At 36.9% G+C, this 25203-nt stretch carries 27 protein-coding genes and 1 pseudogene; 11 read left to right on the forward strand and 17 right to left on the reverse strand.

All coding sequences use genetic code 11. From position 1 onward, the window contains the following. Positions 1–205 precede the first annotated feature (205 nt). The 4 genes from ACQ7EO_RS11215 to ACQ7EO_RS11230 all read right to left on the reverse strand — a co-directional run bounded on the left by ACQ7EO_RS11215 (position 206) and on the right by ACQ7EO_RS11230 (position 4455). A complete protein-coding gene (locus tag ACQ7EO_RS11215) occupies positions 206–1099 on the reverse strand; it encodes a hypothetical protein (RefSeq protein ID WP_434277316.1) in 894 nt (297 codons plus the stop codon). After that, positions 1096–2166, reverse strand: a complete 1071-nt coding sequence (locus ACQ7EO_RS11220) for a GNAT family N-acetyltransferase (protein WP_434279613.1) — start codon at positions 2164–2166, stop codon at positions 1096–1098. Before ACQ7EO_RS11220 ends, ACQ7EO_RS11215 begins: the two co-directional genes overlap by 4 nt. Positions 2167–2189: 23 nt before the next feature. After that, complete coding sequence (locus ACQ7EO_RS11225) at positions 2190–3623, reverse strand: aspartate aminotransferase family protein (protein WP_004821449.1); 1434 nt, start codon at positions 3621–3623, stop codon at positions 2190–2192. 76 nt (positions 3624–3699) lie between these two features. Further along, complete coding sequence (locus ACQ7EO_RS11230; RefSeq protein ID WP_434277317.1) at positions 3700–4455, reverse strand: MipA/OmpV family protein; 756 nt, start codon at positions 4453–4455, stop codon at positions 3700–3702. Between the two features lie 367 nt (positions 4456–4822). Between ACQ7EO_RS11230 and ACQ7EO_RS11235 the strand changes: the two genes are divergently transcribed. The 5 genes from ACQ7EO_RS11235 to ACQ7EO_RS11255 are packed head-to-tail and all read left to right on the forward strand — an operon-like array spanning position 4823 to position 8436. Next, positions 4823–5542, forward strand: coding sequence for an MtnX-like HAD-IB family phosphatase (locus ACQ7EO_RS11235; protein ID WP_270382307.1), 720 nt, complete (start codon positions 4823–4825; stop codon positions 5540–5542). After that, positions 5539–6429 (forward strand): alpha/beta hydrolase, encoded by an 891-nt coding sequence (locus ACQ7EO_RS11240; RefSeq protein WP_314339304.1) that lies wholly within the window; start codon positions 5539–5541, stop codon positions 6427–6429. Before ACQ7EO_RS11235 ends, ACQ7EO_RS11240 begins: the two co-directional genes overlap by 4 nt. Then, the gene (locus ACQ7EO_RS11245; protein ID WP_004821440.1) at positions 6426–6785 is read left to right on the forward strand and encodes an EamA family transporter; all 360 of its coding nucleotides are present in this window, start codon (positions 6426–6428) and stop codon (positions 6783–6785) included. The genes ACQ7EO_RS11240 and ACQ7EO_RS11245 overlap by 4 nt, the downstream gene beginning before the upstream one ends. Continuing rightward, positions 6782–7180 carry a DMT family transporter gene (locus ACQ7EO_RS11250; RefSeq protein ID WP_434277318.1) on the forward strand — a complete coding sequence of 133 codons (399 nt, stop codon included), beginning with the start codon at positions 6782–6784 and terminating at the stop codon, positions 7178–7180. The genes ACQ7EO_RS11245 and ACQ7EO_RS11250 overlap by 4 nt, the downstream gene beginning before the upstream one ends. A 53-nt stretch (positions 7181–7233) precedes the next feature. Further along, positions 7234–8436, forward strand: a complete 1203-nt coding sequence (locus tag ACQ7EO_RS11255; protein ID WP_434277320.1) for a DegT/DnrJ/EryC1/StrS family aminotransferase — start codon at positions 7234–7236, stop codon at positions 8434–8436. 260 nt (positions 8437–8696) lie between these two features. Here the strand turns inward: ACQ7EO_RS11255 and ACQ7EO_RS11260 are convergent, their stop codons facing one another. The 9 genes and pseudogenes from ACQ7EO_RS11260 to ACQ7EO_RS11300 form a co-directional block, all read right to left on the reverse strand. Beyond that, entirely contained in the window at positions 8697–8804 is a 108-nt protein-coding gene (locus ACQ7EO_RS11260) for a DUF2474 family protein (RefSeq protein ID WP_004821434.1), read from the reverse strand. A gap of 106 nt (positions 8805–8910) precedes the next feature. Beyond that, complete coding sequence (gene cydB, locus ACQ7EO_RS11265; protein ID WP_004821432.1) at positions 8911–9915, reverse strand: cytochrome d ubiquinol oxidase subunit II; 1005 nt, start codon at positions 9913–9915, stop codon at positions 8911–8913. Next, positions 9915–11351 carry a cytochrome ubiquinol oxidase subunit I gene (locus ACQ7EO_RS11270; RefSeq protein WP_004720575.1) on the reverse strand — a complete coding sequence of 479 codons (1437 nt, stop codon included), beginning with the start codon at positions 11349–11351 and terminating at the stop codon, positions 9915–9917. The genes cydB and ACQ7EO_RS11270 overlap by 1 nt, the downstream gene beginning before the upstream one ends. Further along, the gene (locus ACQ7EO_RS11275) at positions 11342–11551 is read right to left on the reverse strand and encodes a hypothetical protein (RefSeq protein ID WP_004720576.1); all 210 of its coding nucleotides are present in this window, start codon (positions 11549–11551) and stop codon (positions 11342–11344) included. The genes ACQ7EO_RS11270 and ACQ7EO_RS11275 overlap by 10 nt, the downstream gene beginning before the upstream one ends. A gap of 90 nt (positions 11552–11641) precedes the next feature. Then, complete coding sequence (locus ACQ7EO_RS11280) at positions 11642–12079, reverse strand: DUF2946 domain-containing protein (protein WP_004720578.1); 438 nt, start codon at positions 12077–12079, stop codon at positions 11642–11644. Between the two features lie 288 nt (positions 12080–12367). Continuing rightward, positions 12368–12511: pseudogene (locus ACQ7EO_RS11285) on the reverse strand (AraC family transcriptional regulator); the annotation flags it as partial. Between the two features lie 73 nt (positions 12512–12584). Next, a complete protein-coding gene (locus ACQ7EO_RS11290; protein ID WP_034610445.1) occupies positions 12585–13187 on the reverse strand; it encodes a nitroreductase family protein in 603 nt (200 codons plus the stop codon). Positions 13188–13884: 697 nt separating this feature from the next. Then, positions 13885–14376, reverse strand: coding sequence for a hypothetical protein (locus ACQ7EO_RS11295; protein WP_004821426.1), 492 nt, complete (start codon positions 14374–14376; stop codon positions 13885–13887). Positions 14377–14576: 200 nt separating this feature from the next. After that, entirely contained in the window at positions 14577–15473 is an 897-nt protein-coding gene (locus ACQ7EO_RS11300) for a LysR substrate-binding domain-containing protein (RefSeq protein ID WP_004821424.1), read from the reverse strand. 129 nt (positions 15474–15602) lie between these two features. Here ACQ7EO_RS11300 and ACQ7EO_RS11305 point away from each other — a divergent pair, with 129 nt between their 5' ends. Further along, positions 15603–16283, forward strand: a complete 681-nt coding sequence (locus tag ACQ7EO_RS11305) for a hydrolase (RefSeq protein WP_004821422.1) — start codon at positions 15603–15605, stop codon at positions 16281–16283. Positions 16284–16413: 130 nt separating this feature from the next. On the opposite strand, the gene cpaB is transcribed toward ACQ7EO_RS11305, so the two are convergent. Further along, entirely contained in the window at positions 16414–17121 is a 708-nt protein-coding gene (gene cpaB / locus ACQ7EO_RS11310; RefSeq protein WP_434277321.1) for a metalloprotease secretion chaperone CpaB, read from the reverse strand. Continuing rightward, positions 17121–18917 carry a metalloendopeptidase CpaA gene (gene cpaA, locus ACQ7EO_RS11315; RefSeq protein ID WP_434277322.1) on the reverse strand — a complete coding sequence of 599 codons (1797 nt, stop codon included), beginning with the start codon at positions 18915–18917 and terminating at the stop codon, positions 17121–17123. Before cpaA ends, cpaB begins: the two co-directional genes overlap by 1 nt. Before the next feature lie 566 nt (positions 18918–19483). Between cpaA and ACQ7EO_RS11320 the strand changes: the two genes are divergently transcribed. Further along, positions 19484–20407, forward strand: a complete 924-nt coding sequence (locus tag ACQ7EO_RS11320) for a metal-dependent hydrolase (protein ID WP_434277324.1) — start codon at positions 19484–19486, stop codon at positions 20405–20407. 685 nt (positions 20408–21092) lie between these two features. Next, positions 21093–21335 carry a hypothetical protein gene (locus ACQ7EO_RS11325; protein WP_151957817.1) on the forward strand — a complete coding sequence of 81 codons (243 nt, stop codon included), beginning with the start codon at positions 21093–21095 and terminating at the stop codon, positions 21333–21335. Positions 21336–21447: 112 nt separating this feature from the next. Here the strand turns inward: ACQ7EO_RS11325 and fumC are convergent, their stop codons facing one another. Together fumC and ACQ7EO_RS11335 are read right to left on the reverse strand one after the other, a co-directional pair. Further along, positions 21448–22842, reverse strand: coding sequence for a class II fumarate hydratase (fumC, locus tag ACQ7EO_RS11330; RefSeq protein ID WP_004821410.1), 1395 nt, complete (start codon positions 22840–22842; stop codon positions 21448–21450). Positions 22843–22998: 156 nt separating this feature from the next. Then, positions 22999–24003, reverse strand: coding sequence for an SDR family NAD(P)-dependent oxidoreductase (locus tag ACQ7EO_RS11335; RefSeq protein ID WP_004821408.1), 1005 nt, complete (start codon positions 24001–24003; stop codon positions 22999–23001). 69 nt (positions 24004–24072) lie between these two features. On the opposite strand from ACQ7EO_RS11335, the gene tusD reads away from it, so the two are divergent. From tusD to ACQ7EO_RS11350, 3 genes are read left to right on the forward strand one after another with little or no spacing between them, the layout of a single operon-like run. Next, positions 24073–24441, forward strand: a complete 369-nt coding sequence (tusD, locus tag ACQ7EO_RS11340) for a sulfurtransferase complex subunit TusD (protein WP_004720599.1) — start codon at positions 24073–24075, stop codon at positions 24439–24441. A 43-nt stretch (positions 24442–24484) separates the two neighbouring features. Continuing rightward, the gene (locus tag ACQ7EO_RS11345) at positions 24485–24835 is read left to right on the forward strand and encodes a hypothetical protein (RefSeq protein ID WP_434277325.1); all 351 of its coding nucleotides are present in this window, start codon (positions 24485–24487) and stop codon (positions 24833–24835) included. 20 nt (positions 24836–24855) lie between these two features. Next, the gene (locus tag ACQ7EO_RS11350; protein ID WP_239045683.1) at positions 24856–25140 is read left to right on the forward strand and encodes a DsrH/TusB family sulfur relay protein; all 285 of its coding nucleotides are present in this window, start codon (positions 24856–24858) and stop codon (positions 25138–25140) included. Positions 25141–25203: the final 63 nt, after the last annotated feature.

Here is a 25203-nt window from a genome sequence, read left to right on the forward strand (position 1 = left end):
TTTTTATGTCATTATAAAAGAGAAAATCCAATTGCATTTATTTAATTTTGCTTAGGCTATTTTGTTGTTTTACAATGATCCTTAATCCTACTTTTTTACGATAATAAGCTAAAAAATCAGAAAAAACTCTTGCTGCGGTATACATGATCAAGATCGTAAATCAAAAATAATTGTTGTTATAACATGGGACCGAATACGATCTGTTTTATTCATCTATTTTCCAGGCGTGATGAATACTGTTAAACAATCTTTGATTTAATGCTTGCTGATGTATTTGCCATTGAGCAATTTCAATTTGGGTCGGCTCTTGTTGCCCATCGGATTCACTTAAAAACCTTTTCAATCGACTTTGATAATGAAAAGCTGAGACATCCCCAGTAATATCGGCTCCGATTAGACGCGCTGAACAAGTTTGAATTAGATCCTGCAAATGTTTTTCTAAAAAATGCCCTTGATCCCAATTGGTCATCACCACATCTTTAGACAACACATCCTTATCTATAGATAAATATATGGGTAGATCAATTTTTTGTATTTCATTAAAAAAATCTGACATTAATTGGTCTGGCTCATCATAACCATGCCATGCATGTTGTGCGCCAATCCATTGGGTCCAATTCGCCTTTTGTTGAATACTCCAATAATACAATTTGCCCTTATATAAAGGAGACCAATGGTTTTCCCATGCATGTTTTAAGCTAATATCACTTGAGCTGATGCCGATCACATCGATCCGGGCAACCTGTGGCAATTGACTGGCCCAATACACCCATGAACCGCAGTGTATTCCAAACGGATAACGCATATTGTCAGGGTGATTGTCACAAACAATTAAATGAACAGGTTCATTGTTTGTTATCCGTTTTAAAAGCAGCTGGGTTATATGATGATAATCACCACTTCCCATAAATACACAACCCAATTGATCTGATGGAGGTAATTGCTCGGCTAGATAATCTTCAAGTTGCTGAAATTTTTTCCAATGACATCCAAAACGGATTTGTTCTTGCCAACTGGCAAGATCGATGTTTTGCGCAGCATTCGAAATCTCGACTGAACCATCAAAATTGAGAACGACATGTTGCCTAATGCTATTCATGATTTTGACTCCTGCATACTTTCATGCCAATGTGCATCTGCTTCAAACAAATGGCGTAATCGTCTGAGTACAAATCTTAATATAGGTTGTTTAATCCATACTAAATGCCGTGTAAAAGTAAACTTAGCACCCAACTGAGCCTTTACTTCTGGATCTGTCCAGCCAGCAATATAAAATTTTAAATGATGTTGTTTGGCATAATCCAGATTGATGAACCAACTGATAAAATAAAGATTATATTCAATGGCTAAGGGATAATTTAAACCAATATATTTATCAACAAGATTCCCTTGGTACTCAAAACAAATGTTATATCCCACTAAAATTTGCGCTTTCCAATACAAAAAGACTTTGCCACCATTTTCAGCATCTTGCAAAATTTCATCAAAAAACTCAGCAGTGAGTAAGTCAAAGTGAACCTCACTTTGATTGTAAACATTTAAAAATAACTGATATAACTGCGCTCGAAATGCGTGCTGTGCAAATTGTTGTGCACCTGTATCGAGTATCTCAACCCGTAAATCGTCTAAGCTTTTCAACTTGCGTTTCAAATTTTTACGGCGGCTTTTTGAAAATTTTGCTAAATAATTTTCTCGATTTTCAAAATCAATTGGCACATAAGCCAAAGCTTGCCCTTCTATCGCCAGAAAACCGGCACGCTCTGCAGCTTCAATGAATTGCTGACTATAGAGATTCTCTCGCGCAGTTAATAAGGGCGAATTTATCGGTAAATCTTTAATAATCGTTAAACTTTGCTGGCCTATACGTTGCTTGAGTTGTTGCAGCAAATCACTGACCGGTAAACTACTAATAAGCGGGCTATATTCAGTTACGGTCGTTCCAATAAAACATGTTTTTAAATGCAAAAACCGACCCCAATATGAATAACCTAATGTAGATTCAATGCGTTTTTTTACAGGAAGATCTAAAGTCGTGAGTAGATTAAAATCTGTTGTAAAAAAAGTTAAAAAATCGCTTGAATCATTTACATCAAACATTTTAGGTGGATGCTGAATAAAAGCATCCACCAGTGAATGTGGTTCCAATTGATTGAGATCGGTTTGCATTGTCATAAATTCAACCTACTGAATCACAGCTCTTTTTTAGCACGTAGTAATAACTGCTCTAATAAAACCATTGCTTGATCAATTTCAGCACGTGAGATTTCCAAGTTTGGTGCAAATGTAATCACATTTTTGTAATAGCCGCCCACATCCAAGACTAGACCACATTTTTCACCTTGATACTCCAAAGTACCTGAAAGACCAATATCTACCATTTTGTCCAATAACGCTTTATTTGGAGTAAAGCCATCCACTTGACATATTTCTGCACGTAAAGCTAAGCCTAACCCATCAACATCACCAATTTCAGGATGGCGTTTCTGTAGATCTTTTAAGCCTTCAAGGAAATATGCACCACTTTCCATAATTTGTTTTTCATAATCTTTCTCGGCCAGCATTTTCATGACTTCAAGCCCTACCGCGGTACCCAATGGATTTGATGCAAAAGTCGAGTGCGTTGATCCAACAGGGAAAACTTCAGGATTAATAATTTCTTCTTTTGCCCAAACGCCTGCAAGCGGATTTAAACCATTGGTCAGAGCCTTACCAAATACCAATACATCAGGGGTAATACCGAAATGTTCAAATGACCACAATTTACCAGTACGATAAAAGCCCATTTGGATTTCATCAACAACCAATAAAATCCCATGCTCATCTAAAACTTTTTTTAACTCTGGATAAAAATTCATAGGTGGAATGACATAACCACCTGTTCCTTGAATCGTTTCAATATAGAAAGCGGCAAATTCACTTTCGCGAACTTTAGGATCCCAAACACCATGATATTCATTTTCAAATAAGCGTTTAAACTCAGCCACAAGTTTTACTGCATACTCTTCAGCTGTCATCCCTTTAGGACGTCTAAAAGGATATGGGAAAGGGATAAATTGAGCACGTTCACCAAAATGACCATAACGACGGCGATAGCGATAGCTTGAGGTAATTGAAGAAGCCCCTAAAGTTCGACCATGATAGCCGCCTTCAAAAGCAAACATACGGCTTTTACCATGACAGAAATTTCGCACCAATTTCAATGAATCTTCGATCGCTTGTGATCCACCAACATTATAGTGAATACGTCCCTTTTCGCCGGTCTTTTTCAACATATCTTCGGCAATGACTTTGCTCAATTCAATTTTAGTTGGGTGTAAATATTGGCTGGCAATTTGAGGTAAGGTATGAATTTGATTAATTAATGCTTGGTCTAGGCGTGGGTTTTTATAGCCAAAATTAACTGCTGAATACCACATTTGAAGATCAAGAAATGGTGTGCCTTGGTCATTGTAAACATAGCTACCTCGACAATCTGTAAAAATATTAGGCGGATTGACATAATGCACGGTATCGCCATACGAACAATATTTGGCTTCATCCGCCAAGAGTTGTGCTTCATCTAATGGTTCACGTTTTGTCATGGCCTGACCTTCTGAAAAAAGATGGTTTTCTTTGATATTCATGTTGTTACCTTTTTCGAGCTTTTAATTGATTCAGTTTTGTTTTGAAACAAAATCTGAGTGGAGAAATGAGTTACATTCAAAATTTATATTTGATGCCGATGGATGGATAAATATCTGTACGTCGGTCAATCATTGGACTATTTGTTTGTTCCTTTGAAAGAAAATCGACGTTTAAAGTGCCAAAAGCACTCCAATCTTTTGAAATCTGGTAATCAGCTGCCATCCCTAAAAAAGGATGAAAGCTTGAGCTGGGTTGATAAGAACTGATACCTGTGCGTTGGGCTTCTAATAAACTTAGGCCATAGTAATATTGGTTATATTTAGCATTGTTCCATTGCACGCCGATTTCAGGATAAAAAGACCATTTACCACGACTGATTTCAGCCAGATAAGATACTGTGGCAATCGTGCCCTTACTTCGAGAAAGTACGTCTGTTCCAATCTGGGCCTTAAAACCCCCAAATGGCGTTATTCGCATATAACTACCACCCGCCATGACTGACCATTTACGGCGTTGTAGTCCAGTCAGCTCCCCACTCGGGTCATAACTGCTGCCATCGTATGCAGCATTTAACCGCAGTTCATTGTGATCATCATTTAAAAGATAAACACCGGCTTCATCGCCTTCTAAATAAACGCGACCGTTATCATAGAAAGCTGTAGGTAATAAGCTCTGATAGGTACGTTTTCCTTTATATGGCTGAAAATCGACAGTGTAATTTGCACCAATACTTAAAGCTGCAGGCTGATCATCATTTGCATATACATAGGATGAACTAAGTAGTATTCCGATAATCGGCGCAAGTTTTATGGGTTTTAAATGATTGTTCATATTTCGGTCCATTCAACGCATTTTTATAATGACTTCAAATCTGAAATCAGCATATTTGCGATGTGGGCTAAATATGAATTTGCTTTCTTATGCGAATCTTAAAAAAAAGTAAAATTCCATTAACATTGTTTTGTTTTGTGACCCGGAACTTAATTCAGTCAAAAATATGAATTTTAAATTCCTTTAATTTGAGGTGATAAAAAAATAAGTTATTAATTTTTATTAAATTAAATAATTTTAATAAATTACACTTTTTTACAATACAGCAACGTCATCTTTTTGCCACTAATTTCCCATAAGATTTAATTAAGAATCGAAAATTAATTTATGTGACAAGTTTATTAAAATAACAGTGGTAAAACTTATTATGTTCCTGATAAGCCCGCAACAGAATACGACCTCACAAAACCTTTGGCATATATTATGTGATTTTGATGGGACTATTAGTTTAAATGATACAACTGATCATTTATTGGAAACTTTTGCCCTAGATGGATGGCAAGCCATTGAGCAGCAATGGGAACAAGGATTGATTGGCTCAAAGCAATGTATGCAACAACAAATCGCTTTATTGCATATGAATCAACAAGCGTTTTATCAATGTTTAGATCAAATAGAAATTGATGCTGGTTTTTTAGATCTGGTGCAATTGAGCGCCTTACATAACATACCACTGACCATTGTTAGCGATGGTTTAGATCTGGTGATTCAATATATTTTATCTAAGTATAATCTTGGGCATCTTCCAGTTATCGCGAATCATTTGGTTCAAGTAAATGAATACCAATGGCGATTAGAATTTCCAAATACCAATTTAGCCTGTAAAAGTGCAAGTGGCACCTGTAAATGCAAAATTGCTGAGATGAATCATCAGGCAAATATTATTTTAATTGGCGATGGTCGTTCAGATTTTTGTCTTGCCGAAAGTGCAAATTATGTCTTTGCAAAAAAATCCCTGATTGAACATTGCCGCGAAAAACAAATTTTATATACGCCTTTTAAAAATATTACAGAAATTCATCAACCTTTAGAAAAGTTACTGATGAGTGATTTTGAACTTGATCCAACGATTATGGTGCTTGCATGATTAAAGATAACTCATTCTTCATCAATGGAAGTCGTACTGGTGTACTACTGATCCATGGTTTAACAGGCACACCTAATGAAATGCGTAGTGTGGCAAAACCCTGTCAGCAAATGGGCTATAGTGTCTTAGCCGTACAGCTCGCAGGACATTGCGGAACAATGCAAGACTTGGTCCAAACCAAATGGGAAGATTGGTATACAAGTATTTGCCAAGCTGCTGAAGAATTAAAAAAGCATACTGATGAAATATTTGTCATTGGATTATCTATGGGCTCGTTATTGGCACTTAAATATGCTTCAGAACATCCAGTTTCTGGAGTGATTTGTTATAGCCCAACTTTTAAATTTGATGGTTGGAGTATTCCACGATGGTCAAAAATACTCGCCCCTATCGTTTTACCCATCGTTTCGCATTTAAATATTTTTAAAAATAGTGCCTTTGATGAAACTGAGCCTTACGGCATTAAAAACCAACAATTGCGTATGCGTATTCTAGAAGCCATGAAAAGTGATGATAGTAGTAAAGCTGGATTGCCAGGTAATCCTTGGCATTCACTTTATCAAATGCAACGCTTATCCAAAAATGTTGGTAAAAATTTATATAAAATTACCGCTCCGACGCTTTGTTTACATGCATTTCATGATGATATTGCGGATAAAAAAAATAGTCAGTTGATCTATGACAAAGTATCGGGCCAAAAACAATTAATTTGGCTTTACGAAAGCTACCATATGATCACGATTGATAACGATCGTAAACAAGTCATTGAAGCATCATTAAATTTCATCAAGCAACATCAACAATTGGCTGTTATTTCCAACCCTGTAGAAAAGTCAGCTGAAATAAGCACTGTTGAAGCGAATTTAAAACATGGTGAACCTGCGTGAATTTAGCTATTGCTGCTGTCTGGTTTCTAACTATTGTCATTGATACTGTCGGTCAACTGGCTTTTAAGGCAGCAGCGTCAGAAAATACTCAACATGATGGCATTGCACATTGGAAAGCAATGGCAATACGTCCCTGGATTTGGATTGGTATCACCAGTTATATCATTGAGTTTTTCACTTGGCTTATTTTCCTTTCCTTAGTCCCATTGTCTGATGGTGTGATGTTAGGCAGTATCAATATCGTTGTCATCCTTATCGCTGGGCGTTTATTTTTCAATGAAAAGCTCACACGTAATCGACTGATCGGTGTCATCTTAATTAGTTTAGGCGTCACTGTTGTGGGATTAGGCACATGAAGTTATTTTATATCATCGGTTTTATCATATTAATGTCTTTTGACACCTTGGCCCAAATCAGTTTTAAATTTGCGTCCATCCATGCAATGCCACTGACTTATGATATGGCTTGGTTAATCCGTATCTTGAGTCATTATTGGATTTATGGGGCAATTATTGGCTATATCGGGGCCTTTTTTACATGGATGACTTTACTCAAACATGCACCTGTTGGACCTGCCTTTGCCGCATCACATTTGGAGTTGATTAGCGTCACGCTTCTGTCTATATGGTTATTTAATGAACCACTCACCTTTTCAAAAGTACTAGGCGCAACACTGATTTTAATTGGTGTACTTTTCTTAGCAAAAGATGAGTCAAAACAACATCTTTCAACCAATGAAGTACTGAAGTAAAACCACACCCTATTTGAACCAATACATAGGAATATGACTTACGACATCTAAATATGAAAAAAGAAATCCCACCGACCAATGGCCTCACGATTAATTTTAGAGATCTGTTTCCTTCTGCTCGTCAAACAGATCTATCCACATATCTAAGCCATTTACTCAATATTCCTCAACCGAGTTTAACTTGCTCAGGTACAGTTGCTCTAATTCTTGCCTTGCAAACGCTAGAAAAAAGACAGCCACAACGTAAACAAGTCATTATTCCAGCATGGACATGTCCGTTGGTGGCACTGGCGATTGAGAAAATAGGATTAACGCCCGTTCTATGTGACATAGAAACCAATAGCTTAAATTTTGAGATTCAACAACTACAACAATTAACCAATGCAAATACCTTGGCAATTGTGGTGACTCATTTTGCTGGTCTAGTTTATGATTTTAGCTTAGTCCAAGAAATTGCCCGACATTATCAGACCTTTATCATTGAAGATGCTGCTCAATCTATGGGTGCTAAAACCCATTATCAAAGCGTAGGGCTAATTGGAGATATTGCATTTTTTAGTCTGGCTTTTGGCAAAGGACTAACCAGTGCTGAAGGAGGTGTATTGTTTAGTCGGGATCTAGAAATCAACCAGCAACTTTATGAGAGTTCCTTAACATTACCTCTGCTCAAGCAATGGGAGCTGAAACGTTGTTTGGAGTTGATGGCGTATAGTTTGCTTTATCGTCCTGCAACTTTAACATGGCTCTATGGCAAACCTTTGCGTAAGGCGCTAGAAAACCATGATGAAATCACAGCTGTAGGTGATAACTTTGATCTCGACAGTATCCCTATTCATCAACTTGGAAAATGGCGCAGTCAAGTCGCAGCACATGCCAGTACACGCCTTCCACTACATTGGCAACAAGCAAGACAGCGAGCTAAAAAGCGTATCTTACAATTAAGATTATTGCCAAACTTACATATATTTGATGAACAGATAAATACTCAGGCAACTTTTCCCTTTTTGATTTGTTTTGTAGAAAACGAAAGATTATGTCAAAAAATATTAGATGAACTTTGGTGTTCAGGTTTAGGCATAACCAAACTTTTTGTACGTTCAATTTCCCACTATCCAGCGTTATCACATATACATGCCGATACACCAAACGCAACACGCTTCGCAGCACAAAGTTTTACCATTAGTAATTCAGCTTGGTTAGAGGAGGATGATTTTCAAATTATTTTTAAAGTACTAGAAAGAATTCTAACCACATAGAGTTAAGTTCAATCCTAGTAACATCTATTTAAAAAAACAATTTACCTTTGTCACGTCATATAACCCATTCAATAAAAACCAAACCGTTTTCACCCTTGGTCTGATTTAATTAAAGATGATCATTTTTTGATTGATGAAAAAAATTATTAATTTTTTAGAAGCCGCTTAGATACAGATTATTTTTATTGTCCATACGCTAACACAAAAAAATAAAACAAAAAATGAGAAACACAGTTCCTCATTTTTAATTTAGTAAAACCTTAGTAGGCCAACTGAATCAACATTCTAAAAAAACCAGCAATAATCGCCAATGTTAGAAATCCACCTAGCCATAACACGACAAACCATTGCGTTTGAGATAGTTTCATATTTGCTTACCTCATTTAAACCTTTAATTTTTTACCCTGCTGCATGTTTAATCTTGCTTAGGCTATTTTTTACTCAAGCCAAAAACTAAACATGCGACTTTTAAGTTTAGTGATAACCTTCATCACCAATTCGAACTTTGTCTCGAAACACCCAATACGAAAGCCCGGTATAGATCAAAATAATTGGAATTAAAATCAATGCACCAATTAAAGCAAACAATTGACTACTCTGTGGCGCGGCAGCTTCCCATATGGTCACTGATGGCGGAATCACATAAGGCCACAAACTGATGATAAACCCAGTATAAGCAAGGAAAACCAAAGCCAAGGTATAAAGGAATGGGCTTAGTTCATAACGCTTTTTACATGCGCGAAGCACAAGAAAAGTAAACAGCACCACCAATATGGGTACAGGACTAAAATACATCAATTGTGGTTGGCTAAACCAGCGTGCTGCAATTTCAGGATGAGCCATCGGGGTATAAATACTGACTGCGCCAAAGATGACAAACAAAGCAACGATTAATTTAGGCATCAACTGATACATACGATCTTGTAAATCAAGTTCAGTTTTAAAAATTAACCATCCACAACCCAGTGCTGCGTAAAGTACAACAACACCAATACCTGTAAACACAGTAAACGGCGATAACCAGTCTAAACCACCACCTGCATACATATGGTTTTCAACTTTAATCCCTTGGATATATGCACCAAGAATCATCCCTTGGAAAAAGCTGGCAAGAATTGATCCACCAATAAATGCTTTATCCCATAAATGCTTGGTTCGATTGGCTTTAAAACGAAACTCAAAAGCCACACCACGAAAAATTAAAGCAATCACCATAAGGATAACGGGCATATATAATGCAGACAATACAGTAGCATAGACCATAGGAAACGCCGCATATAAGGCTGCACCGCCCAGTACCATCCAGGTTTCATTACCATCCCAAACAGGTGCAACAGTGTTCATCATCACATCACGTTCGTGTTGATCTTTAACAAAGGGAAATAAAATCCCAATCCCTAAATCAAAACCATCTAATACTACATAGATGAATACACCAATGGCGATAATGACAATCCAAATCAGAGATAAATCAATCATTATTTACGCTCCTGTTCATTGGAATCAACGCTATCTTCAACACTCGTCAATGGACGTTTAGAGGCCAAAATAACCGCTTCTTCACTATGCGCTACACTTTCTGGTGTGGCGTAGATAAATTGTGGACCTTTGTGCATCAATTTCAACATATAGTAAATGCCGATGCCAAATACGATGCAATACACCACAACGAAAATAATTAAAGTGAGGCCGACTTGTTCCGCAGAAACTGGAGATAAAGCATCTTTGGTTCGCATCACTCCATATACCACCCACGGTTGACGACCAACTTCTGTGGTAAACCAGCCTGCAAGCAAGGCAATAAATCCTGAAGGTCCCATAGCAAAAGCAAAACGGTGTAACCATTTGTTCTCATAAAGCTTGCCGCCTTTGCGTAGAAACAATGCCATCACGGCGAGTAGAATCATCAACATGCCCATTCCAACCATGATTCTAAAGCTCCAGAACACCACGGTAGAATTAGGACGATCTTCAGGTGCAAACTCTTTTAAGCCTTTTACCTCACCATCCAGCGTATGGGTCATGATTAAGCTGCCAAGATTTGGAATACCGATAGCATATTTAGTTTCTTCTGCTTGCATATCTGGAATACCAAACAGATATAGCGGCATGCCCTCACCTTTGTTGGTTTCCCAATGCCCTTCAATCGCTGCAAGTTTAGCAGGCTGATGTTTTAAGGTATTTAGACCGTGATTATCACCGATGAGAACCTGTAATGGTGCAAGGACCAGAATCATCCATAATGCCATAGAGAACGATTTTTTGATTAATGCGTCACGACGTCCTTTTAATAAATGCCAAGCAGCAGTTGCAGCCACCAGTAAGGCTGAAACAAGGAATGCTGCTGCAGCCATATGGGCTAAACGGTAAGGAAATGAGGGGTTAAACACAATTGCAAACCAATCTTGCGGCACGATAATCCCATTTTCGATACTAAAGCCTTGTGGTGTTTGCATCCAACTGTTTGAAGATAAAATCCAAAACATTGAAATACAGGTACCAATCGCCACCATAGCCGTTGCAAAGAAATGCGCTCGAGGACCTACGCGCCCCCAACCAAAGAGCATAATGCCAAGGAAACCAGCTTCTAAGAAAAATGCACTCAGCACTTCATAAGCCAGTAATGGACCAGTTACCGAGCCTGCAACACGTGAAAATTCACTCCAGTTTGTTCCAAACTGATAACTCATCACCACACCAGAAACCACGCCCATCCCGAAAGCGACAGCAAAAATTTTCACCCAGAATTTAAATAAATCTTGGTAAACAGGATTTTGAGTTTTTAGCCAGCGCCATTCAAGCACAGCTAAAAAGCTTGCAAGCCCGATAGAAATTGAAGGAAAAATAATATGGAAAGAAACAGTAAAAGCAAACTGAATACGCGCCAATTCTAAAGCAGTTAATCCTAGATCCATGACATCACCTTATTCATTGGTAAAGTTGGTAAAGATTGAGTTTTGAATACGTTGATAAACATTTTTTGTTGTACAAACTCAGCATACGCCTGAACATTCAGTACAATCTGTTGTTTTCTTTTTGCTGTATTTTTAAACAATGCTAAAAATAGCATGCAAAGGCTGCTTTCCTGCAAATCGAGGAAATTTTGAAAAATCATGATCATTCTCTACACAATAAATTCGAAATACGATCGCATGGCTTTAAAGCCTTTATTTAAAAATGCTAAACCTATGGATCGGTGAATGTGTTATGCAAAGACTACAGGTGGGGCTCGCCCTTGAGGAATCAGAAACAGGCGCTGTAATTGAAAATAGACATGCTGAAAGTTTTCAACATAAGCCATTAAACGTACTTGAATACGCACTAGGATTTCTTTTACGCCAATTTCTGGTGGCATCACTAAATTGCCATATACCACACAATACTGGCACTGGTGGTTAATGTCATGATGATCATGACTTGAACTGCTTGCTTGTTGGGCTTGATCTAAATGCAAATAGTGATGAATAAAACTAGATTCTTGCTCATGATGAAGATGTGCATGTGTTGGTCGCAATAAAGCTTGAGTGATGTCTTCACAGACCGGAGCAATTTGATACTGCTCAGGTAATAACGGCTGTAAAAAAACCGCAAGCTGTAAAAATACTGTCGCAAATGCCAGCAACAGACCACTGCTTCTTAACACAATTGATTGCTCATATTGAGAGAGATAGAAAAAAGTATAAGTATGCTTTTAACTGTAGATCTTTAACTTGAAATAAAGAATCAACTGCATAAAAACCAAGCATATCACTCAACTTTTCTAGTTTTACTATAGTACATTTAAATTTTAAATCAAAGCCTCTTTAGCACTTTTTTGGAAATCGTTTTCTTTTTTAATGATTTGTTTGTTATATAGCAATGATCAATAAAACTTAAAAAAGCATCCATCGTCGCCTCAGCTTTTAGTGAGTAAATAGCACCAGCTCAACTTTCAAGCTAAATTCAATTGAAAAGCTGATACTCGACGACTGAATCTACAACGATATTCTAAGGGTGTTAAGCCGGTTTTCTTTCTAAACAGTTTGCGAAAAGAAATTGAGTCTAGATAACCGACACTTTGTATAATTAGATCAATAGATTGATTAGCATTTTCAATACCAAAGAGCTTCTTGGCTGAGCAAGCCAAGAAGCTAGAGAAAATAAAACAATTATTTAAACACTTTAAAACGCACAGCATCATCGATATAGGCTTTTTCAGCAGCCTCCGCTTCAATTGAACCAAATACCAACTGTGCACGAAGTTTCCAAGTTTTGGGTATATCCCATTCCGCATGGACTTGTTCATCGACAATTGGATTGTAGTGCTGTAAGGATGCACCAATACCCTCGCTATTTAAGGTTGTCCACGTTGAAAATTGTGCGATTGCTGTAGAGTGTTCAGCCCAAATCGGAAAGTTTTCTGCATAAGCTGGAAATTTTTCCTGTAAGTTTTGGATCACATCTAAATCTTCAAAGAAAAGAACGGTACCAAAGCCTGCGATAAAACTGTCTATTTTAGTCTCTGTTTTTAATGCACTTGCTTCATCTTTGGCATAAGCTTTGAGTTGAACTTTTACAAAGTTCCAGAACTTCTCATGTTCAGCATTAAACAAGATCACTGCACGAGATGATTGCGAGTTAAAAGAAGATGGGCTTTGCTTGATCGCTTGCTGAATCAAATCAGTAAGATGCTCAGGAGATTGATTAACATGACGTCCAATCGCATAAATTGTACGGCGTTTATGAATTAAATCTAAAAAATTATTCGACATTGCTGAATATCCTTGGATATATCCCCGGGGAAATCCGATACTTTAAAAAAGATTATCAAGATATTTTAAAAAATCATAACAAGTATGAATTGATTAAAATCAAAAGTATTACAACATAAAAAAACTTGCTAGAAATATCTACTTTTGTCATATGTTTCTAAGCAAAAGTGAATTAGCAGAAATATAAGGGTCTGTTGACATTTCATAACTGGCTTGCGTTGTAGGTTAAAATTGAGCATGAGATGTATACATCGTAAAGCATGAAGGATAATAGCGAATCTATTTTCGACTTTCATAACGAAGACTGAGATAATTTTAGCCACAATCAGAAGTTTTATCCTACAAACGCGTAATAAAGAAGATTGAATAAGAAGTACCAGCATTTAAAATTAAATCATAAAGACTTGCTAAATGAATGACCTCATTTAAATCATTGTCATCATGCTTAAACAACTGCCGAATAAAATCTAAGCATTAAAAATGTTTCCACTCAAAATTTAGATATCGCAATTGGTTAAAAAATGAAAGTTTTAAATATATTAAGTATCATCAGTTCAATATTTATTCTATTTTTTATGTTTTATACGCTTGGGCCTACAATTTAAAAAACTTAAACAGATGAATAAAAAATAAAAGGCAGTTTAAAACTGCCTTTTATACTTGAATTTGATTATTTCAATCTATTGCTTATGTTTGACTAGAAATTAGCATTCAGCACTTTGGCAGGTACAGTATTTTTCCAAATATCTCGCAAAGTAGGTAAATAGAATTTTTCACCTAACTCAACCAATTCAGCGTCAATCAATGCATGTGTTTCATGCATAAATAAGTAGTCCAGTTCAACCGTAGACAATTGTTGCTGCTTTTTTGCAAATTCTTTACGTTTGGCTTGAGCTTGTTTAAGCAGTTGGTCTGCGAAATTTTTATTCTTATATTGGCTAATCGCTTGTAAACGTAACTCAATCACGCCCCAACCTGTAAGGAGTTTCTTAAAAATCTCAAAATCTTCAGTTGTGGATTCCCAAGTCATTTTATCCAAGTCTTCATCATCAGGAAGTACTGGGAGTAAAATTTCCATTACACTTGGAAAAATCTTTTTGAAATTTAAAATAAATTTAACAGGGTGCTCACCAGGGTAATCTTTAAACTGCACATTTTCCTGAACATCTGTTAAATAAATTGATAACATTAAAAAATCCTTAATTAAAATACTGTTTACTATAACGTTATTGGTCATCATGCAGCCTAAATACAAAATAAAAATAACATGAAAACAGCGAAAGAAATGCATTCTAACAATTATGACAGTTTATTCAATGCCAATTGCAGTATTCACCTGTTGTCGATCAAAGATATTGGTGGGCGAATAAAGCTGATTCTTGTAAAGAATTAAACTTGATCAAACTCAGTGACCAAAAACTCGATTAAAGCTTTTACCGATGGTAATAGGCCTCTTCTAGAAGTATAGGCCAAATGAATAAGCTCTGGCATCGGTTCCCACTCAGGAATCACTTTAACCAGTCTGCCCGCTTTTAAGTCTTCAGCAATAATTAATTCAGGTAGTTTTGCAATTCCCAAGCCATCTAATGTCGCTAAATGCAATGCACTTAAATCTGTAGTGGTAAGCCTCGGCTCATCCTTAACCACATATAGTTCATTATTAGAATTATAAAGATCCCAATGATATTCAAAGGACAAAGACTCCATCATTAAAATAGGCAATCTTGTTAATTCTTCTGGTGTTTTAATCAAGAAATGTTGATTCAACAAATCAGGGCTTGCGACAATAAATTGTTTTGAAATAGATAGGCTACGTACAATCAAATCACTATCTTTTAAAGGCAAGGGTCTGATTCGAATTGCAACGTCATAACGTTCATTAAACAAGTCTACCTTTCTATTTGTTGCTTCCACATGCAATTTAACTTTCGGATAACGTGCTAAAAACTTATTCAACATTTTACTGACATTAATATGCAATAAATTTGTAGGACAAGAAATTTTTACAATTCCAGTCGGCTCTGCGCTTAACAGTGCGATTGCCTCATCAGCTGATTCAGCTTCCACAAGCATTGCTTTACAGTGTTGTAAATATATGTTCCCGACATCTGTAATCGAAATTCTTTTGGTGGTTCGATTCAGTAGTTTTACTCCTAAACGGTTTTCCAATTCCGCAACTCTTCGACTTAACAATGATTTGGTCACACCCAACGCATTACTTGCAGCTGAAAAGCCGCCATATTCAATCACTTTGGTAAAATAATACAGGTCATTTAAGTCTTTCATCATATCCTCCTTAAATATCGCAACTGTTCTCTATATAAGACAATATGTCATATAAATAGCATAATTCAATATTTGTCCTACTGTTAGTATTAAAAACAGCAAATGATTGCTTAACTAAGGATATATAAAATGTCTACTCCAGCTAATTTTAATGGCCAAGCCCCAGTGATTGATGTAAATGATTCCGTTATGCTGTTAATTGATCATCAAAGTGGTTTATTTCAAACCGTTGCTGATATGCCAATGACAGAACTACGCCAACGTGCAGCAGCCTTAGCTAAAATAGCATCATTATCAAACATGCCTGTCATTACCACGGCCTCAGTTCCTCAAGGCCCCAATGGCCCACTTATTCCTGAAATACACGCAAATGCACCCCATGCAAAATATGTCGCACGTAAAGGCGAAATTAATGCATGGCATAATCAAGAGTTCGTTGAAGCGGTTAAAGCAACAGGTAAAAAGACCCTGATTATTGCGGGTACGATTACCAGCGTGTGTATGGCTTTTCCAGCGATTAGTGCAATTGCTGATGGCTATAAAGTTTTTGTTGTGGTTGATGCATCAGGTACATATAGCAAAATGGCACAAGAAATTACCTTAGCACGTGTAGTTCAAGCAGGTGCGGTACCGATGGATACAGCGGCGGTTGCTTCAGAAATTCAACAAACTTGGAACCGTGAAGATGCTGCTGAATGGGCTCAAGTGTACACTCAAATCTTCCCTGCTTATCAATTACTGATTGAAAGTTATTCAAAAGCACAAGAAGTTGTGACAAACAAAGAAGTACTTGATTCAGTACGTAAATAATTTTAAATAAATGATGATTTTAGACACCTTTCGAGGTGTCTATAAATCTTTGTTATGACGCAGTAATTACTACACTCATTTTGTTGCTACTTCAAATTTAGAGAATAAATCATGTCTTTAGATTAAAAAATTAATGTACATGATCCGTCTCCTTTTCCGCTGCCTCAAGTGCGGCAGATTCATTGGCAACGTCATTGACCCATCCATAGCCATTTTTCATCAAAATGGCATAGGTTTTACCATCTGCTGTAATCGTACCCATGGTAAAATTGTCTTTAATGGTTTGAGTAATATGAAACTTCTCATTATTTTGATCTCCTCCTTCTAGAGAGCCTGACCAACTGACAATATCTTCATCTGGATCTACCGCTATACGTTCTATAACGGCCTGTCTGTTTAAACCATAGCCTGGCACATTAAATACGATTTGATCGCCGACATTCTTCGCCTCTAAGGTATATAGATCATTCCTCAGAAATATTCGCCCATCTTTTTTTTGTGCATCTGTCAAAGGAACAGGATTATGCATAGACACGGTATCAACAGTACTCAAATTGAACATCTGTTGATTGAAAATTCCTGCACGTAATTTGTCTTCATCCAGCGTTACAAGTTTACGGCGAGCATGGCTGTCTTTTATACGTTGCAATACTTGTGTTTCGGTTAGTTTTGTATTTAGCTTCGGTGAATTCACTTGATCGATTTGTTCATTTTGTTTAGGCGCAATCGCTTTAGCTGTATCAGCTGTCTCCTGTTGACCTGAGATGAACCAAGCCAACAAAGAAACCACCAAAACAGTTAAAACAACGGAAATAATGAGATATATCCGTTTATTCATTATGGATTAACCGCCACTAAAAATTTTGAAATGGCTTCAACATTCTCATTAATTTTTCTTAAGCCATCAAATTTGTCAGTTTCACCTAAACGCACGCCATATTCAGGGCTATAGATATCTGGACTTGAATATAAGCCAATTTGATTTCCCCCCATAATAGTACTGCCTAAAGGATGACCAAATCCCCAGTTATAACCTGTGGTTCGATCAAAGCTATGTCCGAGTCCCATGTTATGCCCTAATTCATGCCGCATTGCGGTGATACCACAACCATAATTATGTGATCCGATCATGTTGTACTTGCTCGGTGTGCTATTTATATAAGCTAAACCGCAACCCGAATGATCTGTAATGGTATATACCGCATCAGCACCTGTTCTGGTTCTTTCCGCTTGTACGGTGGCATCTGAACGTCCTAAATTAATCGCATCACTGAGTGTCGTTCCAGGGATTCGATAATCCAAGTATCCAACTTCTTTGTAGTAGGCTTTTGCTTGCGAGTTTTCAAGCGCTTCATTGGTTAATCTAAGTGCTTCACGGGCTTGAATTTTTGCAGCAGTTGCACCGAGTTTGTCATTGACTACGGGACTATTCACAAGTAGCAAATCTATCTGATAGCTATCGGTATTCCAAACACCATTGTTAAATACCAAACGGATTTTATCGCCTTTTTTTAAGCTTGCACTAATGTTGCTACCTGAAACTGTAAACGCTGTATCCGCAGAATTAGATAAGATAACCTTGTCACCAGACTGAGCCGCTGGCAAGTTTACAACAGGTGCCCATTGCGCATTATCAGCGGTTATTTCAACAACAGGGGTTTTAAATGTAAAGCCTTGTGCAGCGGTGTTTGCAGTGAATACGGTTTTAGGAGACGAAGCCAACACCCAATACGATTTATCTGCAATATAAATGAATTCGTAACGATTGCCTTTGTTGAGTTTTAGGGTTGCGGTGGTATTGGTATTTTCATTTTCAATCACTGATTGCCAGCTTGCAGTTGAGCTAACAATGATACGATCTCGGTCGTTTGCTGTTTGCGGTAATTTTAATGAAGACACCCACGCCCCATCAGCAAAACGAATTTCTGTTTTAGCTGCAGTTAAATTTTGCAAAGCCGTATTTAATGCCGCAGTATTACCATTGATCACATTGATAATACGTGTCGGAACAGACAGTGGAACCCATTTACTCAGTTCTTGATTATATTGAAAGATATATGCATCATTTTTATTGACAACCAATGTACTTGGAAATAAAGCATTTTGTGAATTAATTTTTGAGGATTTAAGCGCATTAGACTTAACCACAAGGATCTGGCCATTCTGACCTGTTTGCGGTAAATGAATTGTCTCAGTCCAAGCAGCATCACTTAAAACATATTGGGCCTGTGATTGTTGAAATACTGGAATGGTATTGCCATTTTTTTCAGGCGTAAAATTGGCAGTTTCAGGCGCATAAAACTCCCATTTTCCATTACTAAATTTAAAACGATAACTGTTTCCAGACTTTAGTGTGAGAACGCCTTTTTTTTCAATATTTACATTACTTAAATCAATATCACTGTCATAACCCGCAGTTGATTGAATTGTAATTAAGGCACCTTCTTTTGCTACATTCGGTAAGGAAATATTCTTTACCCAATTGCCATTGGATACACTAAATATCAGATCATCATAGCCTGTTGGGATGATTCCACTCTGGTTGTTCTGGTTTGGTGATAGTGTGGTTGCGGCTATGGCAAAAGTGACCATGCCACTTGTAATGAAGACTGTAATAACTTTTCTTTTATTCATGTTATACCTGAGTCAATATTATAAAGTTGAGCTGACACTATAAATTAATTTTTATTGAAAAATAAAATTAAAAATTGTTAATAAAATCGATAAAACCAACAGCAACCCTAGGTTTCATTAAATTATAAATATCTGATATATAAATAAAAGAAAATGTTACAACCCAAAAACAATGCAGAGCTTATAAAATAAAACTTAGTAAAATCATCAATCTAAACCAATCAATAATTCGTGAATTATCCTTCTTTTTTTATTGAATAATCGCTGAGTTTAAATCTCAGTATTGCAATATAGAAATTTGATATTTCTATAGATGATTCAACCCATTAAAATTATTTTTATATCATCTAATCCACATTGATTTTCACATCTTTATTTTCTGGATTTTTAAATTAAGAAATAACAATATCAATAACTTAAAAAAATAATATTAAATTTCTAAAGCAATATTTTCTACTCAGAAGAGTAAAAATCACAAAAAAAGTGTCCTCAAAGGATATGGTCGCTAATTATTCTAAATGGTAAAAACTTTTAATCGCTTAACAGTTTCATGTTGGATAACCACAATGATCACGGAAAGTCATCAAATTAAAGCAAGAAAAGTATATTTCGATTTTTCTGAGTCTTCTGTATGTTGGATGCCAGATGATCCACTCTGTTCACATATCGCCAATGGTATCAATATGCTTTTGCCTGCGGGCGAGTTTTGGTTTTGTCGAGTATTTAATAAAACCCTTCCACATATTAGCGATGAAAAATTAAAACAAGAAGTTATTGGCTTTGTCCGTCAAGAAGCTGCACATGCACGTGCACATGAAAAAGTACAAGACTTTTTAAGAGAAAATGGCTATGACATACAAGAACCATTAAATCGTGCCCATCTTGTTTTCAACATTCTATTAGGTGACAAACCATTAGGAATCCCTTTTTTAAAAGGGAAAAAATTTGACGAATATTGGTTAATCTTTCGTGTAGGTGTTATTGCAGCGATCGAGCACTTTACAGGTACAATTGGGCAATGGACACTTGATAGCAAATCTTGGGATAAAGCTGATCCAGCCATGGCTGATTTATTCCGCTGGCATCTCGCGGAAGAAGTTGAACATCGTTGTGTCGCTTATGATTTGTTTGAGCATTTATTACAACAAAAGCTAGGTTTTTATGTTTCCAGACAAATCATTATGATGGGAATTTTTCCGCTTTTTATTTACTTCCTCGTTGATTTTGCTCGCAGTCTTGGCCAACAAGATACTGAACATCAGCACATCCAAAAATTAATGCGCCGTGGATTCTTTGCTTTTATTCGAGAGTTTGAAAAAACTGCAACTAAAACAGATCACCTACCGACCATTAAATACCTATGGAAAGCCACTCTACGTTGGACCTCTCCAAAGTTTAATCCGCTTCATGAAGGTGATACAGAACAGGCTTTAGCCTATATGTCACGTTCACCTGCTGTTCAATATTTTGAGAAAACGGCGCTCAATTAAAAGAGCATGCCACAATATAAATTGCGCGTATAAAAAGCCTTCTTTATAGAAGGCTCATGTAATCACTTTATGAGTGGCATATTTTCTTTTGTACTATTCGGTGGGATGATGATTTGAACTCTGCGTTGGCCATTTCCAACGGCCTTAATTTCTCCATTAGTAAATTCATATGTCATCATATTGCTCTTAAAACTTTTTCTAGAATCACTTAAAATTTCAACATCAGCTTCTAAGGTAACCAAAAGTCTACAACTCTAAAGGTTTACTAAAGTCAGGATCAAGTTGAGCAATAACGGCAACAGGAATTAAAGACATGAATATTATAGATAATTTTTTTCATATCGAAAGATTATTAACAATAATAAGTATTATTGTTAAAATCATACCATAACGGTAATTTTTTCAATGCCATTCATCGCATTGACACATTATTACTCCTCCCCATTTCAAACAACACTCCCCCTAAAAACATTGTTTTAACCTTAACACTGTATCAACATATTCATTTGTCAAACTCACATCCTAAATCTAGGGAATATCGAGCCTTATCTCTTAACATATAACTATTATGAATCTATTAATATTGGCTTATTTGTTTTAATGACATTAACTCTGCTGATGATTAAAAGAATAAACGTCTTCACAATCAGGTTAAACAACTAATGGCAGAAAGGTTATACTCGCTATGACACTGACAGGATACAACAATCTTGATCTCGTCCCATTACAAACGACTTTAGATTTCATCAAACGAAAGCATCCTTTACTCGAACAATGGTGGCAACATGAATTCGGATTCCCGCTCGAATATCTCACACAAGGCGAACTCGGACATTTCAAAAAACCCAACAGCCTTGACGAAATCAGAAATCGACTCATTGAGGCTGGATTTCAAAGCTGCCATGAAACTCGCGAGAAACATGGTTAATGCGAGTCCTATAACTCCTCCAAATTCAAAATAAAAAAGCACCTTAAGGTGCTTTTTTAAACGACTGATGCTTTCTCAATAAATCATCAAAAGTATAGTCGCTTACAACTCATTATTTCGCGTTTGGACGTACCATTTTTTCAGGTTGTACCACTTCATCAAACTGTTCAGCCGTGACAAAACCAAGTTCTATCGCAACTTCTTTTAAAGTCTTATCTTCTTTATAAGCCGTTTTAGCAACTTTAGCAGCATTTTCATAACCAATCACAGGATTCAGTGCTGTTACCAACATCAATGAATTATGTAAGAAGTAATCAATTTTTTCACGATTTGGCTCAATACCTACAGCACAGTGTTCGTCGAAGCTGTTACATGCATCGCCAAGCAATTGAATCGACTGAACAAGATTATATGCAATCACAGGCATATAAACATTCAGTTCAAAATTCCCCGCTGCACCTGCAAAGTTAATCGTGGTGTCATTCCCCATCACTTGCGCAACCACCATGGTCATTGCTTCACATTGGGTTGGGTTGACTTTACCAGGCATGATGCTTGAACCAGGTTCATTCTCAGGAATACGCAACTCGCCCAAACCACAACGTGGTCCACTTGCTAACCAACGTATATCATTGGCAATTTTATTTAAACTCGCAGCTAAGGTTTTCAATGAACCAGAAGCAAATACAGCAGCATCACGACCAGCAAGTGCTTCAAACTTATTGGGATTACTGATAAATGGTAACCCCGTCAGTTTGGCTAATTCTTCCGCTGCTTTGTCTGCATATTCAGGATGCGCATTTAAACCTGTACCAACAGCGGTTCCACCAAGTGGTAACTCATAGAGCCACACTAAAGCCTGTTGTAAACGTTTTAGTCCATGATCCAGCTGTGAAACATAGCCACTGAATTCCTGTCCTAATGTAAGTGGTGTTGCATCCTGTAAATGAGTACGACCAATCTTAACAATATCGTCAAACGCTTCAGATTTGCGATGTAAAGTGTCTCGTAAGCGTTTTACTGCTGGAATAAGCAACTCATTGATTTGTACCGCAGCAGCCACATGAATCGCTGTTGGAAATGAATCATTGGTAGATTGTGCACGATTGACATGATCATTCGGATGCACTGGCTTTTGCGAACCTAATGGATTACCTAATTTTTGATTGGCGATATTGGCAATGACTTCATTACAGTTCATATTACTTTGCGTACCTGAACCTGTTTGCCAAACCACCAAAGGAAATTGTGAATCCCATTTGCCTGAAATTACTTCATCGGCAGCATCGACAATGTACTGTGACAGATCATGCGGAATTTGGTTTAAGCTGGCATTGGTTATTGCCGCTGCCTTTTTGACCAGCCCCATCGCTCGAATCATCGGGCGCGGCATATGTTCTGTACCAATTTTAAAGTTTTCTACGCTTCGCTGAGTTTGTGCGCCCCACATTGCTTCGCTTGGGACTTCAACATCGCCCATTGTGTCATGTTCAATACGTGTTTGCATTTTCAACCTCTTCTTTATCCATATCTTATTTTCAAGTTAAAGCTTGTTTTGACAACATCTGCGTAAAAACACCAGCTTCAGCGAAGCAATTATGCTAAACAAATCAACCAAACATGTAAATGATAATTATTTACAAAAATCATCTATTCTGGATTTTTATCGGTTGTTTAAGGTATTTTGATAAAAACGCCATTCATCTTCAATCATTTGTTTAAGCGAGCGCTGTGCTTTCCATTTTAAAACCTCAAAAGCTTTTTGGCTGGTAGATGCAACCTGATCCAGTTCATCTAATTTATACACCGCATCAATTTGATGGATTTGACTCGCTGTAACCTCTTCGATCAAGTTGATCAGGTTTTGTATCGAACTGACAGGACCTGCAATATCAAAACTTTGATAAACATTGCCCTGCTCATGTAGCCAAAGAATAGTTGATTTAATTGCTTCACATACATCAAGTACATGCACAAAGCTACGCTCAGTCGTTTTATCCGCAGTCTCTGAATTACGTTGTACTTCAATTAGATCACGTTGTTGAGCTGCAACTTGTAAAGCCAAAGGGACAACATTTTTAGGTAGTGGTGCAACAAACTCACCCAAGACGCCATGCTCAAATGCACCGACGACATTTGAAACTCTTAAAATGGCAATTTTCCATTCTTCATCAGTTTTGAATGTGTCTTTAATGATTTCTTCAATCATTTGCTGAGATTTTATATAAGGATTGGGATAACTATAATTAAATGCGGTTTGTTCATTCAGTTCTAAACTCGATTGCGCATAAACCATAAGGCTAGAAAGATGTACCAAATTTCTGACACCAGTACGCTGCATCGCGCGTAATAAACTCATAATACAACTGAGATTGTCATTATAATATTCAAGTGGTTTTAGGTTTGACTCTTCAATAGACTTAAAACCCGCACAATGCACAACGGTATCTATTGAATATTGTTCAAATACTTTATTTAAAGCGGGAGTATTACGAATATCAATTTTGACAAAGGGAATATACATTCCTGTAATAAATTCTAAGCGCTCTAAGCATTGCAGATTGGCATTGGCTAGATTATCCACAATGACGACCGCTTGCCCTTGAGCTAGCAAACTTAAAACCACATGCGAGCCTATAAAGCCTAAACCACCAGTCACTAAAATCATTGTATACTACCTATCATTATCAAGTTTGAATGTTGCAAACTGTCCATTCTCCAAGTGAATCGCCATCAAATGAGTACTTTATTACTAATCACCGCAGCACCAACTTCAATCCATGCATGGCATGCATTGGGTTTAGCTCAAGCACTGCAAGCTGAAGATCAAGAATTTCGTGTTTTCTTTTATCAAGATGGTGTACAAGTTGCGAACAACTTGCAATGGGTTCCTGACGATCAACGTAATTTATCTGTAGAATGGCAAAAACTCTCAATTCGACTTCCTGTCTGTGTGAGTGCTGCATTAGCGCGGGGGATAACAGATCAAGAGAATGCCAAACGTCACCAAATTCCAGCCGATAATCTTGCAAAAGGCTTTGAACTTGTGGGTTTAGGCGAACTTGCAGATGCTGTTCAATCTACAGATCGTATCATTCAATTCTAAGTTGATCATCCCATTAGCGTGTTGCATTTAAAAGGTAATTTGTGTGAATACTGTGCTCGTTGTGATAACCCAAGCAAATTTAAATACATTGCAGGTACATGAAAGTTTGTCAGCAACCATGGTTCTTGCAACTTTTGGCAGTAAAGTCAAAGTGTTACTTAAAGACGCTGGATTAAGCCTACTTAAATCAGAAATTGCTTTTAGCCAATTAAATCACGTATTTAAGCTTGCTTCAAATCTGGTCGATAGCTTTGAATTCTATGATTTAACACCAGTTTTAGTAGAAAATATGAATAAATCCTCGACTTTTGTTACTCAATCACAACAAGAGTTGGAATTTGTAGAACTGAATGCTGAATTTATTCAGTCTTTTGAACATGTGTTGTATTGGTAAGCTGTGGATGGAAAGTTTAAATGTCAGATAAAACGCTTTATTTAATTCAATCTTCTTTTATACATACAGACCATATATTGAATCAGTTGGATCAACTCTACGGTTCTCATGATCACATTGTTTTAATGGGTGATGCGGTACTGTTTGCAGCAGATCAGCGCTTAACAAACAAACAGAATCTTTATCTTCTTGAAAATGATGCTGAGATTTTATCTGAATCCATTCCTGAAAATTTTAAATCAATTTCTTACCCACAATTTGCACAGCTAGTTTTAGACTTTAGCCGTTGTATCAGTTTAAAATAGTCAGTTAGGTTGTAAATTTATTTCGATTTTTCAAAAATCAATCTTTGATGTTTTGTTGATCAA

The sequence above is a fragment of the Acinetobacter sp. CE-15 genome (genome assembly GCF_051059255.1).
Lineage (GTDB): Bacteria > Pseudomonadota > Gammaproteobacteria > Pseudomonadales > Moraxellaceae > Acinetobacter > Acinetobacter guillouiae.

What these genes read in the sequence shown, in the direction of transcription:
- ACQ7EO_RS11290 (WP_034610445.1), bottom strand. Translation starts at nt 13,187, where the DNA reads ATGTCGAATAATTTTTTAGATTTAATTCATAAACGCCGTACAATTTAT.
- ACQ7EO_RS11260 (WP_004821434.1), bottom strand. Translation starts at nt 8,804, where the DNA reads ATGAAACTATCTCAAACGCAATGGTTTGTCGTGTTATGGCTAGGTGGA.
- ACQ7EO_RS11295 (WP_004821426.1), bottom strand. Translation starts at nt 14,376, where the DNA reads ATGTTATCAATTTATTTAACAGATGTTCAGGAAAATGTGCAGTTTAAA.
- ACQ7EO_RS11350 (WP_239045683.1), top strand. Translation starts at nt 24,856, where the DNA reads ATGTCAGATAAAACGCTTTATTTAATTCAATCTTCTTTTATACATACA.
- ACQ7EO_RS11225 (WP_004821449.1), bottom strand. Translation starts at nt 3,623, where the DNA reads ATGAATATCAAAGAAAACCATCTTTTTTCAGAAGGTCAGGCCATGACA.
- ACQ7EO_RS11255 (WP_434277320.1), top strand. Translation starts at nt 7,234, where the DNA reads ATGAAAAAAGAAATCCCACCGACCAATGGCCTCACGATTAATTTTAGA.
- cpaA (WP_434277322.1), bottom strand. Translation starts at nt 18,917, where the DNA reads ATGAATAAAAGAAAAGTTATTACAGTCTTCATTACAAGTGGCATGGTC.
- ACQ7EO_RS11250 (WP_434277318.1), top strand. Translation starts at nt 6,782, where the DNA reads ATGAAGTTATTTTATATCATCGGTTTTATCATATTAATGTCTTTTGAC.
- ACQ7EO_RS11270 (WP_004720575.1), bottom strand. Translation starts at nt 11,351, where the DNA reads ATGGATCTAGGATTAACTGCTTTAGAATTGGCGCGTATTCAGTTTGCT.
- ACQ7EO_RS11235 (WP_270382307.1), top strand. Translation starts at nt 4,823, where the DNA reads ATGTTCCTGATAAGCCCGCAACAGAATACGACCTCACAAAACCTTTGG.
- ACQ7EO_RS11320 (WP_434277324.1), top strand. Translation starts at nt 19,484, where the DNA reads ATGATCACGGAAAGTCATCAAATTAAAGCAAGAAAAGTATATTTCGAT.
- ACQ7EO_RS11275 (WP_004720576.1), bottom strand. Translation starts at nt 11,551, where the DNA reads ATGATTTTTCAAAATTTCCTCGATTTGCAGGAAAGCAGCCTTTGCATG.
- cpaB (WP_434277321.1), bottom strand. Translation starts at nt 17,121, where the DNA reads ATGAATAAACGGATATATCTCATTATTTCCGTTGTTTTAACTGTTTTG.
- cydB (WP_004821432.1), bottom strand. Translation starts at nt 9,915, where the DNA reads ATGATTGATTTATCTCTGATTTGGATTGTCATTATCGCCATTGGTGTA.
- ACQ7EO_RS11300 (WP_004821424.1), bottom strand. Translation starts at nt 15,473, where the DNA reads ATGAAAGACTTAAATGACCTGTATTATTTTACCAAAGTGATTGAATAT.
- ACQ7EO_RS11240 (WP_314339304.1), top strand. Translation starts at nt 5,539, where the DNA reads ATGATTAAAGATAACTCATTCTTCATCAATGGAAGTCGTACTGGTGTA.
- ACQ7EO_RS11215 (WP_434277316.1), bottom strand. Translation starts at nt 1,099, where the DNA reads ATGAATAGCATTAGGCAACATGTCGTTCTCAATTTTGATGGTTCAGTC.
- ACQ7EO_RS11220 (WP_434279613.1), bottom strand. Translation starts at nt 2,166, where the DNA reads ATGCAAACCGATCTCAATCAATTGGAACCACATTCACTGGTGGATGCT.
- ACQ7EO_RS11335 (WP_004821408.1), bottom strand. Translation starts at nt 24,003, where the DNA reads ATGATTTTAGTGACTGGTGGTTTAGGCTTTATAGGCTCGCATGTGGTT.
- tusD (WP_004720599.1), top strand. Translation starts at nt 24,073, where the DNA reads ATGAGTACTTTATTACTAATCACCGCAGCACCAACTTCAATCCATGCA.
- fumC (WP_004821410.1), bottom strand. Translation starts at nt 22,842, where the DNA reads ATGCAAACACGTATTGAACATGACACAATGGGCGATGTTGAAGTCCCA.
- ACQ7EO_RS11325 (WP_151957817.1), top strand. Translation starts at nt 21,093, where the DNA reads ATGACACTGACAGGATACAACAATCTTGATCTCGTCCCATTACAAACG.
- ACQ7EO_RS11230 (WP_434277317.1), bottom strand. Translation starts at nt 4,455, where the DNA reads ATGAACAATCATTTAAAACCCATAAAACTTGCGCCGATTATCGGAATA.
- ACQ7EO_RS11305 (WP_004821422.1), top strand. Translation starts at nt 15,603, where the DNA reads ATGTCTACTCCAGCTAATTTTAATGGCCAAGCCCCAGTGATTGATGTA.